Source organism: Seohaeicola nanhaiensis (genome assembly GCF_042654245.1).
GTDB classification, from domain to species: domain Bacteria; phylum Pseudomonadota; class Alphaproteobacteria; order Rhodobacterales; family Rhodobacteraceae; genus Seohaeicola_A; species Seohaeicola_A nanhaiensis.
In genome coordinates this window covers 169470-185318 of the sequence record NZ_JBHSGI010000034.1, presented here as the reverse complement: position 1 = coordinate 185318, position 15849 = coordinate 169470, and the positions used below count along the sequence as shown (strand labels likewise).

Sequence of the window (15849 nt, the reverse complement as noted above, 5' to 3'; positions counted from 1 at the left end):
ACCCCGCAACGCGGCGCAGACTGCTCCGAGCCGTCAACAGCCCCCGCCCCGGATATGTGCAGGCCTGCACAGGCAGCTTCGTTTAAGCTCGCTTGAAACCCCTACGGGCCTATAATATATACCTCCGTAGCAAAACGAGGTCTCAACCCATGCAAAGCCTTGGACTCCTGCTTCACGACGCGGCCCGCCTGATGAAGAGCGAGTTCGAGAAGCGCGCCCGCGAACACCGGCTGTCGCTGATGCAGTGGCGCACCCTCGGCGCGCTCAGCCGCAACGACGGCATGTCCCAGGTCGCGCTGGCGGCCCGGGTCGAGGCCAGCCAGATGACCATGAGCGACATCATCGACCGCCTGGAATCCGAGGGCCTGGTACGTCGCGAAAGCGATCCGTCGGATGGCCGCGCCAAGCTGGTGCGCATCACCGAGGCCGCCCTGCCCGTTGTTGCCGAAATGCACGAGATCGCCGCGACCGTCTACGCCACCGCGCTGGACGGCATCACGCCGCAGGATCTCGACGCCCTCACGCGCGCCCTGCAGCAGATCGTCGGCAATCTCGAAACCGCCGCCTCCGACAAGAAGGATGAGGTCGCATGAACGCCCCAACCAAAAAGGTGGAACCGGCGCCCGAAACGGACGCTCGCGCACCGGCGCCACAAGGTGCCGCCCCCGCCCCCGCCAATCCCGAAGCCGCCCCGCCGAAACGCAGGAAGCGCCGGGCGCTGATGTATTCCGTGCCGCTGCTGCTGGCGCTGGGCGGCGGCTATGTCTGGCTGACCGGCGGGCGCTACGTCTCCACCGACAACGCCTATGTGCATCAGCCCATCGTCAGCATTTCCTCCGATGTCTCGGGGCGCATCATCGACGTGGACGTGGCCGAGAACGAAAATGTCGCGGCCGGCACTCGCATCTTCCGGCTCGATCCCGAGCCGTTCAGCATCGCGCTGGATGAGGCGGACGCCACCCTCGCCGCCGCCCGCCTCTCGGTCGCCCAGCTGCGCGCCGCGCTGAACACCGCCAAGGCCAAGCTGGCCGCCGCGGAACACCTCAAGAGCGTCAGCGACCGCGAGTTCGACCGCCAGCAGGCGCTGGCCGGCCGCGGCGTCGCCTCTTCCGCCGCGCTGGACGAGGCCACAGCCGCCGTCTACACCGCCGAGAACGAGGTCAACCTCGCCCGCCAGGGAGTTCAGTCCGCCATCGCCGCCCTGGGCGGCAATCCCGATATCGAAACCGATTCCTTCCCGACCGTCCGCGCCGCCCTCGCCCAACGCGCCGCCGCGCAGCGCGACCTGGAGCAGGCCGAGGTCGTGGCCCCGGTGACTGGCTTCGTCAGCCAGGTCTCCAGCCTGAACGTCGGCCAATACGTGACCCCCGGCGCCGCCATGGCCAGCATCGTTGAAAGCGACGACACCTGGATCGAGGCGAACTACAAGGAAACCCAGCTGGCCACGCTGAAGGTCGGCCAGCCGGTCGATATCGAGATCGACGCCTATCCGGGGGTCGAGCTGCACGGCACCGTTGAAAGCTTCGGCTCGGCCACTGGCTCGCAATTCGCGCTGATCCCGGCGCAGAACGCCACCGGCAACTGGGTCAAGGTGGTGCAGCGCGTCGCGGTGCGCATCGGCGTCACCCCCGATGACGACCATCCCCTGCGCGGCGGCATGAGCGCGACGGTCTCGGTCGACACCGGCGCCTCGCGGCTCGACAAGCTGACCCACTGAGATGAGCGCGCAGCCGGCCTTGTCGAAACCCGCGGTCGAGGTGGCCCACCCCGGCTGGCTGACGGCGACGATCATGCTGGCGACGATCATGCAGGTGCTCGACACCACCATCGCCAACGTCGCCCTACCGCATATGGCGGCGAGCCTCGGCGCCGCGCAGGACGAGATCACCTGGGTCCTGACCTCCTACATCGTCGCCTCGGCCATCGCCACGCCGGTCACCGGCTGGGTGACTGACCGCTTCGGGCGGCAGACGGTCTTCGCCGTCGCCATCGGCGGCTTCACCCTCGCCTCGCTCGCCTGCGGCATCGCCAGCGGCCTTCCCGAGATGGTCGTCTACCGCATCGTTCAGGGCATCTTCGGCGCGGTGCTCATCCCGCTTGCCCAGGCGGTGATCCTCGACATCAACCCGCGCGAGCGGATCGGCCAGGCGATGGCGATCTACGGCGCCGGCATCATGGTCGGTCCGATCATCGGCCCGACGCTGGGCGGCTGGCTGACCGAGACCTTCAACTGGCGTTTCGTCTTCCTGATCAATCTGCCCATCGGCATCATCGCGCTGGCCGGCATCCTGGTCTTCATGCCCAAGGGCGGGCTGAAACAGCGGCGTTTCGACTTCTTCGGTTTCGCCATGCTTGCCCTCGCCATCGGCGCGCTGCAGCTCATGCTCGACCGGGGCCAGGCCGTCGACTGGTTCGACGCGATGGAAATCTGGATTTACCTCTTCGTCTCCATCAGCGGCTTCTGGGTCTTCGCCGTCCACTGCGCCACCGCCGAAAACCCCTTCATCGAACTCAAGATCTTTGGCGACCGCAATTTCACCATGGGGCTGGTGTTCATCTTCATCATCGGTCTCACGCTCTTCTCTGGACTCGCGCTGCTGCCGCCGCTGTTGCAGAACCTGCTCGGCTATCCCGTCATCACCACCGGCATCGTCATGGCGCCGCGCGGCGTCGGCACGATGATCTCTATGATCCTGGTTGGCCGGCTGGTTGCCAAGTTCGACGCGCGGATTCTGGTGACCTTCGGTCTGGCCATGACCTCCTGGTCACTCTGGATCATGTCCGGCTTCGATACCGTCATGGACAGCCGGCTGATCATCCTCTCGGGCGTCATCCAGGGCTTTGGCCTCGGATTCGTCTTCGTGCCGCTCTCGACGCTGACCTTCGCGACGCTGGCCTCGGAATACCGGGGCGACGCAACCTCGCTCTTCAGCCTCGTGCGCAACGTCGGCTCGGGCGTCGGGATCTCGATCGTGACCACGGTGCTCGCCCGCATGATGACGGTCAACCACGAGGAACTGGCCTCCCGCCTGACCGCCGATGCGCCCCAGGTCGCCGCCCGAGTGCCGGGGCTGCTGGCTCACGATCCGGTGACGATGCAACAGGTCAACGGGCTCGTCGGCCAGCAGTCGGCGATGATCGCCGATATCGACAACTTCCTGCTGATGCTGCTCTTCACCGTCGCGGCCTTCCCCATCGTCTTCCTGCTGCGCCGCCCCAGCCACGCCGCCGCGCCAGGCCCTGCCGCCGCCTCGGCCGAGCACTGATCGCCGCGGGCCTTGCGCGGCGGGAGGGCGGCGGGGCATAACGCCTGCATGACCGAGCCCGCCGCCGACAGCCCCAGCCTGCGCCTGCGCATCCTCTTCGGTACCTCTGCGATGCTGGGGCCGGGCAAGGCCGACCTGCTGGAGCACATCCGCGAGACCGGCTCGATCGCTGCCGCCGGGCGCGCCATGTCGATGAGCTACAAGCGCGCCTGGTCGCTGGTTGAAGAGATGAACCGCGCCTTCCGCGACCCGCTGGTCGACTCCGCGCGCGGCGGTCCGCAGGGCGGCGGTGCCCGCCTGACCGAAACGGGCGAGGCCGTGCTGACGCACTACCGCCAGCTTATGGAGATCACCGCCAAGGCCGGCGCCGACCAGATCGGCGCGCTGCAATCCCTTCTAAGGGATATGTCCGATGGAAAATAACGCTTGATCGCCCCGAACCCGCTTGCGATATGTTTCTTCGACCATATCCATCTGGGAGAGTCAGATATGCGCAGTTCGCCCCGCCGCCTCGCTGCGGCGCTTGCCCTTCTTGTGTCCGGCGCCACCGCCGCCTCGGCCGATCAGATCACCGTCTTCGCCGCCGCCAGCCTGACCAACGCGTTGGCCGAGATCGAACAGACGTTCGAGGCCGAAACCGGGCATGACCTGTCGATCTCGCTCGCCGGCTCTTCGGCGCTGGCCCGCCAGATCCAGGCCGGCGCGCCAGCCGATGTCTTCATCTCGGCCAATGCCGACTGGATGGACCGGCTTGAGGCCGACGGCCTGCTCGAACCCGGCACCCGCTTTGACCTGCTGACCAATGCCATCGTCCTCATCGCCCATAGCACCGACGCCCCGAAGGCCGGGATCGGCCCCGATCTTCCCGCCCTGCTGGGTGACGGCCGGCTGGCGATGGCGCTGGTCGATTCCGTGCCCGCCGGCATCTATGGCAAGGCCGCGCTCGAACACCTCGGACTCTGGGACGCCGTCGCGCCGCAGGTTGCGCAGACCGACAACGTGCGCGCCGCCCTCGCGCTGGTGGCCACCGGCGAGGCGCCCTACGGCATCGTCTACGCCACCGATGCAGCGGCAGAGGACGATGTAAGCGTCGTCGCCACCTTCCCTGCGGACAGCCATCCGCCAATCGTCTATCCTGCCGCAGAACTGACCAACCGCGACACGCCCGCCATAGCCGAGTTCTTCGCCTACCTGCGCGGAGCCGAGGCGCGGGCGGCCTTCGAGCGGCAGGGCTTCGTGGTGGTGGCAAAATAGGACAGGGCATGGACTGGCTTGGCCCCGAGGAATGGAAGGCGGTGGCGCTGTCGCTGCGCGTGTCCTTCTGGGCCACGCTGCTCAGCCTGCCGCCCGGCATCCTCGTGGCCTATGCGCTGGCCCGCTGGACCTTTCCGGGCAAGATGCTGTTGAACGGGCTGGTCCATCTGCCCCTGGTGCTGCCGCCGGTTGTCACCGGCTATGTGCTGCTGCTGACCTTCGGCACCCGCGGACCGGTCGGCAGCCTGCTCGCCGAGGCCGGTATCGTCCTTGCCTTCCGCTGGACCGGCGCGGCGCTGGCCGCCGCGATCATGGCCTTTCCGCTGATGGTGCGCGCCATCCGCCTGTCGATCGAGGCGGTGGACCCGAGGCTGGAACAGGCCGGCGCAACCCTCGGGGCGACGCCCCTCTGGGTCTTTCTCACCGTCACCCTGCCGATGACCCTGCCCGGCATCGTCGCCGGCGCGATCCTCGCCTTTGCCAAGGCGATGGGCGAATTCGGCGCAACCATCACCTTCGTCTCGAACATCCCCGGCCAGACCCGCACCATCCCCTCGGCGATCTATGCCTTTCTTCAGGTACCGGGCGGCGAAGGGCCTGCCGCCAAGCTGGTCATCGTCTCGGTCATCGTCGCCATGGGCGCGCTGCTGCTGTCCGAGGTGATCGGCCGCCGGGTCGCCGCGCGCGTCGGAGGGGCCTGATGCTCGACATCGACCTGCATCACGCCTTTCCCGGCTTCACCCTCGACGTCCGCTTTACCGCGCCGCCCGGGCTGACCGTGCTCTTCGGCCGCTCCGGCTCGGGCAAGACTACCATCATCAACGCCGTCGCCGGGCTGCTGACCCCGGACAGGGGCCGCATCGCCGCCGGCGACTGGGTGCTGCTCGACACCGCGCGCAGGCTGCGCCTGCCGCCCCACCGCCGCCGGATCGGCTATATCTTCCAGGACAGCCGCCTGTTCCCGCATCTCACCGTGCGCCAGAACCTGAAATACGGCGCATGGTTCGCCCCCCGCGGCGCCCCGCGCGAACCCTTCGGGCGCGTCATCGACCTCCTCGGCATCGCACAGCTGCTCGACCGCCGTCCCGGCGCGCTCTCGGGGGGCGAGAGACAACGGGTGGCCATCGGCCGCGCCCTGCTCTCGGCCCCGCGACTGATCTTGGCCGACGAACCCCTCGCCGCGCTGGACGAGTCGCGCAAGGCGGAAATCCTGCCCTATTTCGAACGCCTCCGCGACGAGGTGAACGTGCCCATCCTCTACGTCAGCCATTCCGCCTCCGAAGTCGCGCGGCTGGCCACCACAATCGTCGCGCTGGAAAACGGCCGGGTGATCGGCCAGGGCACGGTCGCCGATGTGCTGGCCGACCCCGCCGTCCTTCCCACCGGCGCGCGCGAGGCCGGGGCGATCCTGACCGCCACCGTCGCGGCCCATCACCCGGACGGGCTGACCGAGCTCGATGCCGGCGGCACGCCGCTGTTCCTGCCCCATGTCGCCCAGCCCCCCGGCACCACCCTGCGCGTCCGCATCGCCGCCCATGAGGTGATCCTGTCGCGCGACCGCCCGCAGGGTCTTTCCGCGCTCAACATCCTGCCCGGCGTGGTCCACGACATCCGTCCCGGCGACGGTCCCGGCACCATCGTGGCGCTCGACACCGGCGCGGGCCGCCTGCTCGCCCGGATCACCCGCCGCTCGGCCGAGGCGCTGGCGCTTACGCCGGGCGTACAGGCCCATGCGGTGATCAAGACCGTCTCGGTCGCCCCGCTCGACATCGGCGCCGGCACGCGCGTCAACTAAACCGCTTGCACCCAAGCCGCGCCTCGCCCCAGATACGGCCATGAAACCCGACGACAGAACCGGGCGCCAGCCCCAGCGCAAGCGCGGCATCCTGCGGCACGCGCGCCTGCTCGATGCCGCCGCCGCCGTGCTGATGCGGACCGGCGACGCGACGCTTTCGCTCGCGATGATCGCCGAGGAGGCCGGGGTGCCGCTGCCCTCGGTCTATCACTTCTTTCCCAACCGCAACGCCGTGCTCGCCTCGCTCGCCACCCGCTACCACGCCGATCTGGCGGAACGCGCGCGCACCCCGCTGACCCCGCCCCCGGACCGCTGGCAGGACATTATCCGCCGGCGGCAGGAAAGCGGGGTGGAATACCTCAACGCCAATCCCGCCGCCCTGCATCTCTTCATGGGCGCGGGCGTCAGCGCCGAGGTGCGCAACCTCGATCTGCAGGGCAACGCCTCGCTCGCCTCGGTCCGCGCGCAGGAATTCCGCACCTATTTCGACTGTTCCTCCCTGAACGATCTGGACCACTGGCTGGCCGTCTCCATTGGCCTGATGGACGGCATCTGGGCAATCTCCTGGACCAAGCACCGCCGCATCGCGCCGGAATATCTCGAGGAAAGCGTGAACGCGGTCGTCGCCTATCTGCGCACGCATCTCCCCGAGTCGCTGCCGCGCCGAAAATTAGTCGAATAAACCATCACTAACTCGACCATCTCCTGGCAATGGCCGTGCTTCCATTGGCCCCGCGCACTTCGGCGCGACAACTTCGATTGCCGCCAAACGCGCCGGGTTTAAAGGAAAAATCCGGCATTTTCAGCGGAAAACATACGCTGATGGACGCGCTCTAACACACACCAACTTCGCATGAACTCCATATTGCCAGCCGAATTTTCTCTGCCTAACCTTGCTTGCAACGAAACCCCTCGGGAGTAGGCGGCATGTGGAGCAACGCGCAGGATAGCGCCCTTCAGGAGCGCGCGCGGGCGGTGATCCCCAACGGCATGTGGGGCCACCAGTCTGTCGCGCTGATGCCCGAGAGCACGCCGCAATTCTTCACCCGCGCGCAGGGCACCCGGCTCTGGGATGCCGACGGCAACGAATACCTCGATTTCATGTGCGCCTATGGCCCGAACCTGCTGGGCTATCAGCAGCCCGAGGTCCAGGCCGCCATCCTGCGCCAGATGGAGCTGGGCGACACCATGACCGGCCCCGGCCCGGTGGCGGTGGAGCTGGCCGAGGCGCTGACCGGCATGATCACCCATGCCGACTGGGCGATCTTCTGCAAATCCGGCGCCGAGGCGACCTCGATGGCGCTGGTGACGGCGCGTGCCCATCGCGGCCGGCGCAAGATCCTGCTGGCCAAGGGCGCCTATCACGGCGCCCATCCGTGGAACACGCCGCGCCCCGCCGGCACCCTGCCCGAAGACCGCGCGCATCTGATCTATTTCGATTACAACGACCTCGACAGCTTTGCCGACGCCGTGAAACAGGCCGGTGACGATTTCGCCGGCGTCTTCGCTTCGCCCTTCCGGCACGACACCTTCACCGACCAGACGCTGCCCGATGCCGAATACGCCGCCGGCGTGCGCCGAATCTGCGACGAACACGACGCGTTGCTGATCGTCGACGAGGTGCGCGCCGGCTTCCGCCTGTCGCGCGATCTCTCCTGGGCCGAGATCGGGGTGGACCCCGACCTTTCCTGCTGGGGCAAGGTCCTGGGCAACGGCCAGCCGATCTCCTGCCTGCTGGGCAACGACAAGGCCCGCAAGGCGGCCGGTTCGATCTTTGTCACCGGCTCCTTCTGGTTCTCGGCGGTGCCGATGGCTGCGGCGCTGGAAACGCTGCGCCTGATCCGCGAGACCGACTATCTCGAACGCATCCGCGAGATCGGCACCATGTTCCGCCAGCGTCTGGTGCAGCAGGCCGCCGAATACGGCTTTGGCCTGCGCCACACCGGCCCCGTCACCATGCCGATGGTCCTGTTCGAGGACGACCCCGACTATCGCTTCGGCTATCGTTTCTCGGACACCGCCATGCGCCACGGCGCCTGGCTCAGCCCCTACCACAACATGTTCATCAACGCGGCGATGACGCCCGGCGATATCGAGCGCGCGCTCGAGATAACCGCCATCGCCTTCGACGACATCAGGCGAAACCGGGCCAGCGTGCAGCCCTCGGCAAAAATCGCCGCGCTTCTGCCGCGCTAACGCACGCCAAAACAGGGAGACGACACGATGTTGAGACTTGGGAAGACCGCCTTTGCACTGGCGCTGGCTTTGCCGGTTCCGGCCCTGGCGCAGGACGCGCAGACACTGGTGATCGGGAGGGCGATGGACGTCAACTCGCTCGATCCGGCCCGCGCCTTCTGCGACACCTGCCAGTTCTATCTGACAGCCGTCTACGAGACGCTGATCACGCTGGAACCTGACAACAAGACGCTGAAACCCAACCTCGCCGAGAGCTGGGAGAACAACGCCGACTTCACCGAGTTCACCTTCCATTTGAAGGACGCAACATTTGCCGACGGTTCGCCCGTCGAGGCCTCGGACGTGGTCTGGAGCTTCGAGCGTCTGAAGAACCTCAAGGCCAGCCCCTCGTTCCTGATGGACGGCCTCGTATCGGCCGAAGCGACCGACGCGAAAACCGTGGTCGTCAAGGTCGACGCGCCCAACTCGGAATTCCTGTTCAAGGTCTCGGCCCCCTATGCCGGCATCGTCAACGCCGATGCGGCCAAGGAGGCCGGCGCGATTGCCGACGAGACCGCCGCTGAAAAGGACCAGGCCGAACCTTGGTTCCTCGGCGCCTCGGCCGGATCCGGCCCCTACACGCTGGTGAAATACACCCCCGAGGCCGAGCTGCGGCTCGCCCGCAATGACGGCTACTGGGGCGAGAAACCCTTTTTCGCCGAAGTCGTGGTCAGCCAGATCCAGGACGCGGTGGGCCAGGCCCAGGCGCTGGAAAGCGGCCAGATCGACGTCGCCATGCAGATCGACCCCGACACCGCTTCCAGCATGACCAACGCCGATGTGGTCACCCAGGTCGTGCCCTCGTTCAACTTCCTCTACATCGCGCTTTCGCCCGCCGCCAAGGGCGCGGAAAAGCTGACCCCGAAGGTGCGCGAGGCACTGGCGCTGGCCATCGACTATGACGGAATGCTCGACTTCACCGTCGGCGGCAATGGCGTGAAACAGCCCGCGCCGATCCCCAACGGCTTTCCCGGCACTGCCGGCTTGACCCCGCGCAGCCAGGATCTGGAAAAGGCCAAGGCGATGCTGGCCGAGGAAGGCGTCACCGACCTGACGCTGCTGGCGATGTATCCCAACGACAACGTCTATGGCGTCGACATCAATGTGATGATGCAGAAGGTCCAGCAGGACTTTTCGGCCGTCGGCGTCAAGCTCGACCTGCAACCCCAGACCTACGCCGTCTGGCGCGAGAACCTGAGCGGCCCCGATGGCATCCCCGTCACCGCCGTCTACTACGCGCCCGACTATTACGGTTCGGGCCAGTATGTCGCCTATTTCGGCATGTATGAAGGCAGCCCGTGGGAAAACCGCGCCGGCAAGGACACCGACAAGGCGGTCGATCCCCGCATCGCCCCGCTCTACGCCAAGGCGTTGGCCGCCTCCGGCGCCGAGGCCGATGCCGTCTATGCCGAGATCGGCCAGGCGATGATGGACGAGAACATCATCATCACCCTCGTCTCGCCCAATCTGGTGCTGGCGCATCGCGCCGACATCACCGGCGTGCGCTACTCGGCCTGCTGCAACCTGCCGCTGGCCGAAATCGCCCGGAAATAATCAGGGATGCTGGCCTATGTCCTCAAGCGGCTGGCGGTGATCCCGTTCCTGCTCCTGGGTGTGGCCAGCGTCGCATTCCTGCTCTCGCAGATGACCAAGGGCGACCCGCTGGCCGCCCTTGTCCCCGAACGGATGATGGCGAATACCGAGGTGGTCGCGGCCGTGAAGGCGCAATGGGGCCTCGATCGCTCGCTGCCTGAACGATACGTCATCTACATCACCAATCTGGTGAAGGGTGACATGGGCACCTCCTTCACCAGCCGCCGCCCGGTCGCGACAGATATCGCCGAGCGTCTTCCCGCCACTCTGGAACTTGTGATCGCGGCGATGATCGTCGGAACCGCCATCGGCATGGCCATCGGGCTCCTCTCGGCCCGGTTTCCCGGCAGCGTCATAGATATCGGCGGGCGCGGTTTCGCCCTGCTCGGCTCGTCGCTGCCGATCTTCTGGTCCGGGCTGATCCTGCTCTACATCTTCACCGTCCGCCTCGGCCTGACACCCGGCACCGGACGGCTCGACGCCCGCACGCGCCCGCCAGAAAGCATCACCGGCATGTATACCGTCGATTCCCTGCTGGCCGGCGACGTCTCCCTGTTCATGCAAAGCCTCTCGCACCTGCTGCTCCCCGCCTTCGTGCTCGGCTGGGCCGTCACCGGCATCATCGCCCGCCTCGTGCGCTCGTCCCTGCTCGAGGAGATGGGCCAGGACTATGTCCGCACCGCCCGCGCCAAGGGGGCGCCGGAACGGGTGGTGCTGCTGAACCACGCCCTGCGCAACGCGCTGATCCCGGTGCTGACCGTGCTGGGCTTTACCTTCGCCTATCTCATCACCGGCGCCGTCCTGACCGAGGCGATCTTCTCCTGGCCCGGCATCGGCTCCTATGCCGTGGCGGCGGCGCGCTCGCTCGACTATCCGGCGATCGGCGGTGTCACCATCGTTGGCGCGGTGGCCTTCCTGCTGGCCAATCTGGTCACCGACGTGGCCTATGCCTGGGCCAACCCACGCATCAAGGTGGGCCGGTGACACTGGCCGCCGACACCCCGGCCCGGCCCCGCCGCGCCCGCCTGCCGCTGACCGCGCGGATTGGCATCGCAATCCTGCTGTTCTGGGCGGTGACCGCGCTCACCGTGCAGTGGTGGCCCATCGCCGACCCGCTCGCGCTGGTCGGCAAGCGCCTGTCGCCCCCCTCGGCCGCCCATTGGCTCGGCACCGACGCCCTGGGCCGCGACGTCCTCGCCCGCACCCTCTGGGGCGCGCAGTGGTCAGTGCCCATCGCCGTCGTCGTGGTCGCCGCCGCCGTCGCCATCGGCTCGGTCCTCGGCGCGCTGGCCGGCTTCTTCGGCGGCTGGGTCGACAGCCTGGTGATGCGCACTGTCGACGTCACCCTCTCCTTCCCGCCGATCCTGCTGGCCATGACCGTGGCCGCCACTCTGGGGGCCGGCCTCGCCAATGCCAGCGTTGCGATGATCGTGGTCTGGTGGCCGATCTACGCCCGCCTCATGCGCGCCCAGGTGATGGAGGTGAAATCCCGCGAACACGTCGAAGCCGCCGTCGCCGGCGGCGCGGGCCGGATGCGCGTGCTCACCGTCCATGTCCTGCCGCTCTGCTGGACACCGACGCTGGTCAACGCGACGATGGATTTCGGCCAGGTCGTCCTGCTCGCCGCCTCGCTCTCCTTCATCGGCCTCGGCGCGCTGCCGCCTTCGCCCGAATGGGGTGCGATGATCTCGGAAGGCGCCTCGAAGTTCTACCAGTGGTGGATCGCCGCCGGCCCCGGCCTTGCCATCCTTACGGTCGTCCTCGCCACCGCCTTCCTTGGCGACGGCCTGCGCGACCTCTTCGACCGGCGGGGCACACGATGAGCCTGCTGTCCCTCACCGACCTGCGCGTCCGCTTCGCCGGCCCGCAGGGCACCGCCGAGGCGGTGCGCGGCATCACCCTTTCGGTTGCCGAGGGCGAGGTGCTGGGCATCGTCGGCGAAAGCGGCTCGGGCAAGTCCGTCACCATGATGGCCGCACTGCAACTGTTGCCCCCCAGCGCCGGGATCCAAGGGTCCGCCGTCTTCCGCGGCCGCGAACTGGTCAGGATGGGCCGTGAGGAGATCCGCCGCCTCCGGGGCAAGGAGATCGGCTGCATCTTCCAGGACCCGCTCTCGGCCTTCAACCCGGTCATCACCATCGGCGACCAGATCGCCGAGGCGATCCGCCTGCACCAGCCGCTGACCCGCCGAGCCGCGCTCGACCGCGCAGCCGCCCTGCTCGATCTCGTCTCGATCCCCGAACCGCGCCGGCGGCTGCATCAATACCCCTACGAGTTCTCGGGCGGGATGCGCCAGCGCGCGATGATCGCGATGGCGCTGGCCAACGACCCCGCCCTGCTGATCGCGGACGAGCCGACCACCGCCCTTGACGTCACCGTCCAGGCCCAGATCCTCGAACTTCTGCAAAAGCTGCGGCAAGAGCTTGGCCTCGCCATCGTGCTGATCACCCACGACCTCGGCGTGGTGGCCGGCATGGCCGACAGGATCGCGGTCATGTATGGCGGCCGCATCGTCGAGGAAGGCCCGGTCGATCCCGTCTTCTACGAAACCGCCCACCCCTACACGCGCGGCCTGATCGCCGCGATCCCCTCGCCCGACCGGCCCGCCGGTGCGCTGGTCGCCATCGACGGCACCCCGCCGTCGATCTGGTCGCGCCCCACGGGCTGTGCCTTCCGCCCGCGCTGCCCCCGCGCCACCGACCTCTGCGCACAGGCCGATCCCGAGCTGCGCCCCATCGCCGGCACCAGCGCCGCCTGCCATCATGCCCTGACCGAGGCGACGCCATGAGCCCCGTCCTGACCGTCGAGAACCTGCGCAAGGATTACCCGATCGGCAACTCGGTCCTGGGGTTCCGCGCGCCGCGCGTGCTGCGCGCCGTCGCCGGTGTCTCCTTCGCCATCGAACGCGGCGAGACGCTGGGCCTTGTCGGCGAATCCGGCTGCGGCAAGTCCACCCTCGGGCGCTGCCTGCTGCGCCTGATCGAACCGACCAGCGGCCGCATCGACCTCGACGGCACCGACCTGCTGACCGCCTCGCCCCGCGCGATGCGCGCCGCCCGTCGAGACCTGCAGATCGTCTTCCAGGACCCGATGTCCTCGCTCCACCCGAAGATGACCGTCGCCCGCATCCTGGCCGAGGGGATGCGCCTGCTCGACCTGCCCCGCACCGAGGTCGCCGCCCGCAGCGCAGAACTGCTCGAGATGGTCCGCCTGCCCGCCGACATGATCGACCGCTATCCGCACGAACTCTCCGGCGGCCAGCGCCAGCGCGTCGGCATCGCCCGCGCGCTTTCGGTCAACCCCCGGATGCTGGTGCTGGACGAGCCGGTTTCGGCGCTGGATGTCTCGGTGCAGGCCGGTGTCCTCAACCTGCTGCGCGACCTGCAGGACCGGCTGGGCGTGGCCTATCTGTTCATCGCCCACGACCTTGGCGTGGTGCGCCACATCTCGCACCGTATCGGCGTGATGTATCTGGGCCGGATCGTCGAGATCGCCCCCGCTGACAGCCTCTTCGCCACGCCGCGCCACCCCTATACCAGCGCCCTGCTCTCGGCGATCCCGCTGGCCGACCCGCGCCGCGAACGCAACCGCAAGCGCACCGTGCTGACCGGCGATGTGCCCTCGCCCCTCGCGCCGCCCCCCGGCTGCGCCTTCGCCACCCGCTGCCCGCGCGCCCGGCCCCTCTGCACCGCCGAGGCGCCCGACCTGCGCCCCCTGGGCGATGCCCGGGTCGCATGCCATTTCCCGCATGGAACCGAAGGAGGAACGACTCCATGACCGACCGACGAAACGTGTCCCGCGCGGTGCTGGAAGACCGCGCAAAATTCATCCGCACCGAAACCGTACGCCTGTCCCGGATCGCCGGGGCGGGCCACTATTCCTCCACCTTCTCCTGCGCCGAGATTCTCGCCACGCTCTATTACCGCCAGATGAAGATCGAACCCGGACGGCCCAATTGGGAGGCGCGCGACCGCTTCATCATGTCCAAGGGCCACGCCGCAATCGGCCTATACCCGGTGCTGGCCGATCTCGGATTCTTCGATCCTTCCGATCTCGACACCTACACCCGCTTCGGGTCGAACTTCGGCGACCACCCCGACATGAAGAAGGTGCGCGGCCTCGATTTCTCCTCCGGCTCGCTCGGTCACGGCCTCTCGGTCGGTCTTGGCATGGCGCTGGCCGCGCGCGTTCAAAAGCAGGAGTACCGCGTATACGTGATGCTGGGCGATGGCGAACTCTCCGAGGGCCAGATCTGGGAGGCGGCAATGTCCGCCGGCCACCACGGCACCCAGAACCTCGTCGCGCTGGTCGACCGCAACGGCCTCTGCATCGACGGCCACACCGAAGACATCAACTCCATCGAACCGATCCACAAACGCTTCGCCGCCTTCGGCTGGGACGTGCAGCGCATCGACGGACACGACCTCGACGCGCTGACCGCCGCCTTCGACGCCCTGCCCGACGGGCGAAACGGCCGCCCGCAGGCGATCATCTGCGACACCGTGAAGGGGCGCGGCGTGAAACGGATGGAAATGAGCCTCGACTGGCACGTCGGCAACCTCGTCGGCGAAGACTACGACGAGGTCATGGCCGAGCTTGAGGCCGGATTGAAACCCTATGTGCCGGAGCCCGCGGAATGAGCACGGAAATGCAGAACGAGGCCGAGATCTTTCGCGGCACCACCTCGGGCGAGACCCGGTTCAAGGACCATCGCTCGGTGCGCGGCACGCCCCGCGCCGGAATGCCCGCGTTCGTGCTGGGCGAGGAACTGGCAGAGCTCGCCCAGACCGACCCGCGCATCGTGGTCGCCACCGCCGATCTGGCCAGTGCCAACCGCACCAACGACTTCCGCGATGCCCACCCCGAGCGGTTCTTCGACTTCGGCATCGCCGAAAAGAACATGATAACCGCCGCCGCCGGCATGGCCGCCTGCGGGCTCGTCCCCTATGTGGCCACCTTCGCCAGCTTCGCGGCCATCCTCGGCGCCGAGCAGATCAAGACCGACTGCGCCTATCCCCGCCAGAAAGTGCGCATCGTCGGCACCCATTCGGGCATGTCGATGGGCTTTTACGGCTCGTCGCACCATTCGCTCGAAGACATCGGCATGATGCGCGCGATTGCCGACCTGACGGTCTGCTGCGCCACCGACGCCAACCACCTGCGCGCGCTGCTGCGCATCTCGGTCGACCATCCCGGCGCGATGTATATCCGCCTCGGGCGCGGCCGCGATCCGCAGGTCTATGACGCCGTGCCCGAGCTTGCCTTCGGCAAGGCCCGGCGCCTGCGCGAGGGCGCCGACCTCACCATCATCGCCACCGGCTCCACCGTCCGCGCGTCGCTCGACGCGGCCGAGACGCTGGCCGCAGAGGGGCGATCGGTGCGTGTGGTCGACATGTGGTCCATCGCGCCCCTCGACCGTGACGAGATCGCGGCAGCGGCCAGCGAAACCGGCGCGATCCTGACGGTGGAAGAGGGCAACATCACCGGCGGTCTGGGCACCGCCGTGGCCGAGGTGCTGGTCGACCTGCCCCGCGTGCCCTTCCTGCGCCACGGCGTGCCCGACCGCTTTGTCGAGGTCGGCCCACCGGCCGCACTCTACGCCAATTACCGGCTCGACGCGCCGGGTCTTACCGCCGTGGCGCGCGAGTTTCTGGGCTGAGGCATCGGGGCGCGGCTGTCCGTCAGCCGCGCCTCACACGGCGCTTC

At 68.0% G+C, this 15849-nt stretch carries 16 protein-coding genes; all 16 read left to right on the top strand.

The features are described 5' to 3' along the window. Nucleotides 1–149: 149 nt before the first annotated feature. The 16 genes from ACFO5X_RS24890 (at nucleotide 150) to ACFO5X_RS24815 (ending at nucleotide 15802) form a co-directional block, all read left to right on the top strand. Complete coding sequence (locus tag ACFO5X_RS24890; protein ID WP_380722722.1) at nucleotides 150–593, top strand: MarR family winged helix-turn-helix transcriptional regulator; 444 nt, start codon at nucleotides 150–152, stop codon at nucleotides 591–593. Further along, nucleotides 590–1717: an HlyD family secretion protein gene (locus ACFO5X_RS24885; RefSeq protein WP_380722720.1), complete on the top strand. Its 1128-nt coding sequence runs from the start codon at nucleotides 590–592 to the stop codon at nucleotides 1715–1717. The genes ACFO5X_RS24890 and ACFO5X_RS24885 overlap by 4 nt, the downstream gene beginning before the upstream one ends. Nucleotide 1718: 1 nt before the next feature. After that, a complete protein-coding gene (locus ACFO5X_RS24880) occupies nucleotides 1719–3266 on the top strand; it encodes a DHA2 family efflux MFS transporter permease subunit (protein ID WP_380722718.1) in 1548 nt (515 codons plus the stop codon). Nucleotides 3267–3314: 48 nt separating this feature from the next. Then, complete coding sequence (locus ACFO5X_RS24875) at nucleotides 3315–3689, top strand: winged helix-turn-helix domain-containing protein (RefSeq protein ID WP_380722716.1); 375 nt, start codon at nucleotides 3315–3317, stop codon at nucleotides 3687–3689. A 66-nt stretch (nucleotides 3690–3755) separates the two neighbouring features. Next, entirely contained in the window at nucleotides 3756–4520 is a 765-nt protein-coding gene (gene modA / locus ACFO5X_RS24870) for a molybdate ABC transporter substrate-binding protein (protein WP_380722714.1), read from the top strand. Between the two features lie 8 nt (nucleotides 4521–4528). Beyond that, the gene (modB, locus tag ACFO5X_RS24865) at nucleotides 4529–5221 is read left to right on the top strand and encodes a molybdate ABC transporter permease subunit (RefSeq protein WP_380722712.1); all 693 of its coding nucleotides are present in this window, start codon (nucleotides 4529–4531) and stop codon (nucleotides 5219–5221) included. Next, nucleotides 5221–6315: a molybdenum ABC transporter ATP-binding protein gene (gene modC, locus ACFO5X_RS24860; RefSeq protein ID WP_380722710.1), complete on the top strand. Its 1095-nt coding sequence runs from the start codon at nucleotides 5221–5223 to the stop codon at nucleotides 6313–6315. The genes modB and modC overlap by 1 nt, the downstream gene beginning before the upstream one ends. 40 nt (nucleotides 6316–6355) lie before the next feature. Continuing rightward, nucleotides 6356–6997: a TetR/AcrR family transcriptional regulator gene (locus ACFO5X_RS24855; RefSeq protein WP_380722708.1), complete on the top strand. Its 642-nt coding sequence runs from the start codon at nucleotides 6356–6358 to the stop codon at nucleotides 6995–6997. A 245-nt stretch (nucleotides 6998–7242) separates the two neighbouring features. Beyond that, nucleotides 7243–8511, top strand: a complete 1269-nt coding sequence (locus ACFO5X_RS24850) for an aminotransferase class III-fold pyridoxal phosphate-dependent enzyme (RefSeq protein ID WP_380722706.1) — start codon at nucleotides 7243–7245, stop codon at nucleotides 8509–8511. Nucleotides 8512–8538: 27 nt separating this feature from the next. Then, complete coding sequence (locus ACFO5X_RS24845; RefSeq protein ID WP_380722704.1) at nucleotides 8539–10104, top strand: ABC transporter substrate-binding protein; 1566 nt, start codon at nucleotides 8539–8541, stop codon at nucleotides 10102–10104. A 6-nt stretch (nucleotides 10105–10110) separates the two neighbouring features. Continuing rightward, nucleotides 10111–11127, top strand: coding sequence for an ABC transporter permease (locus ACFO5X_RS24840; protein WP_380722702.1), 1017 nt, complete (start codon nucleotides 10111–10113; stop codon nucleotides 11125–11127). Beyond that, on the top strand, nucleotides 11124–11966 hold the full coding sequence (locus ACFO5X_RS24835; RefSeq protein WP_380722700.1) for an ABC transporter permease: 843 nt from the start codon (nucleotides 11124–11126) through the stop codon (nucleotides 11964–11966). The genes ACFO5X_RS24840 and ACFO5X_RS24835 overlap by 4 nt, the downstream gene beginning before the upstream one ends. Further along, entirely contained in the window at nucleotides 11963–12931 is a 969-nt protein-coding gene (locus ACFO5X_RS24830) for an ABC transporter ATP-binding protein (protein WP_380722698.1), read from the top strand. The genes ACFO5X_RS24835 and ACFO5X_RS24830 overlap by 4 nt, the downstream gene beginning before the upstream one ends. Continuing rightward, entirely contained in the window at nucleotides 12928–13920 is a 993-nt protein-coding gene (locus ACFO5X_RS24825) for an ABC transporter ATP-binding protein (protein ID WP_380722696.1), read from the top strand. The genes ACFO5X_RS24830 and ACFO5X_RS24825 overlap by 4 nt, the downstream gene beginning before the upstream one ends. Further along, the gene (locus tag ACFO5X_RS24820) at nucleotides 13917–14783 is read left to right on the top strand and encodes a transketolase (RefSeq protein WP_380722694.1); all 867 of its coding nucleotides are present in this window, start codon (nucleotides 13917–13919) and stop codon (nucleotides 14781–14783) included. Before ACFO5X_RS24825 ends, ACFO5X_RS24820 begins: the two co-directional genes overlap by 4 nt. Beyond that, nucleotides 14780–15802 carry a transketolase family protein gene (locus ACFO5X_RS24815; protein ID WP_380722692.1) on the top strand — a complete coding sequence of 341 codons (1023 nt, stop codon included), beginning with the start codon at nucleotides 14780–14782 and terminating at the stop codon, nucleotides 15800–15802. The genes ACFO5X_RS24820 and ACFO5X_RS24815 overlap by 4 nt, the downstream gene beginning before the upstream one ends. The last annotated feature ends 47 nt before the right edge of the window (nucleotides 15803–15849 follow it).

Excerpts from the sequence above, each read along its gene's own strand:
- ACFO5X_RS24890 (WP_380722722.1), top strand. The coding sequence starts at position 150 with ATGCAAAGCCTTGGACTCCTGCTTCACGACGCGGCCCGCCTGATGAAG.
- ACFO5X_RS24885 (WP_380722720.1), top strand. The coding sequence starts at position 590 with ATGAACGCCCCAACCAAAAAGGTGGAACCGGCGCCCGAAACGGACGCT.
- ACFO5X_RS24880 (WP_380722718.1), top strand. The coding sequence starts at position 1,719 with ATGAGCGCGCAGCCGGCCTTGTCGAAACCCGCGGTCGAGGTGGCCCAC.
- ACFO5X_RS24875 (WP_380722716.1), top strand. The coding sequence starts at position 3,315 with ATGACCGAGCCCGCCGCCGACAGCCCCAGCCTGCGCCTGCGCATCCTC.
- modA (WP_380722714.1), top strand. The coding sequence starts at position 3,756 with ATGCGCAGTTCGCCCCGCCGCCTCGCTGCGGCGCTTGCCCTTCTTGTG.
- modB (WP_380722712.1), top strand. The coding sequence starts at position 4,529 with ATGGACTGGCTTGGCCCCGAGGAATGGAAGGCGGTGGCGCTGTCGCTG.
- modC (WP_380722710.1), top strand. The coding sequence starts at position 5,221 with ATGCTCGACATCGACCTGCATCACGCCTTTCCCGGCTTCACCCTCGAC.
- ACFO5X_RS24855 (WP_380722708.1), top strand. The coding sequence starts at position 6,356 with ATGAAACCCGACGACAGAACCGGGCGCCAGCCCCAGCGCAAGCGCGGC.
- ACFO5X_RS24850 (WP_380722706.1), top strand. The coding sequence starts at position 7,243 with ATGTGGAGCAACGCGCAGGATAGCGCCCTTCAGGAGCGCGCGCGGGCG.
- ACFO5X_RS24845 (WP_380722704.1), top strand. The coding sequence starts at position 8,539 with ATGTTGAGACTTGGGAAGACCGCCTTTGCACTGGCGCTGGCTTTGCCG.
- ACFO5X_RS24840 (WP_380722702.1), top strand. The coding sequence starts at position 10,111 with ATGCTGGCCTATGTCCTCAAGCGGCTGGCGGTGATCCCGTTCCTGCTC.
- ACFO5X_RS24830 (WP_380722698.1), top strand. The coding sequence starts at position 11,963 with ATGAGCCTGCTGTCCCTCACCGACCTGCGCGTCCGCTTCGCCGGCCCG.
- ACFO5X_RS24825 (WP_380722696.1), top strand. The coding sequence starts at position 12,928 with ATGAGCCCCGTCCTGACCGTCGAGAACCTGCGCAAGGATTACCCGATC.
- ACFO5X_RS24820 (WP_380722694.1), top strand. The coding sequence starts at position 13,917 with ATGACCGACCGACGAAACGTGTCCCGCGCGGTGCTGGAAGACCGCGCA.
- ACFO5X_RS24815 (WP_380722692.1), top strand. The coding sequence starts at position 14,780 with ATGAGCACGGAAATGCAGAACGAGGCCGAGATCTTTCGCGGCACCACC.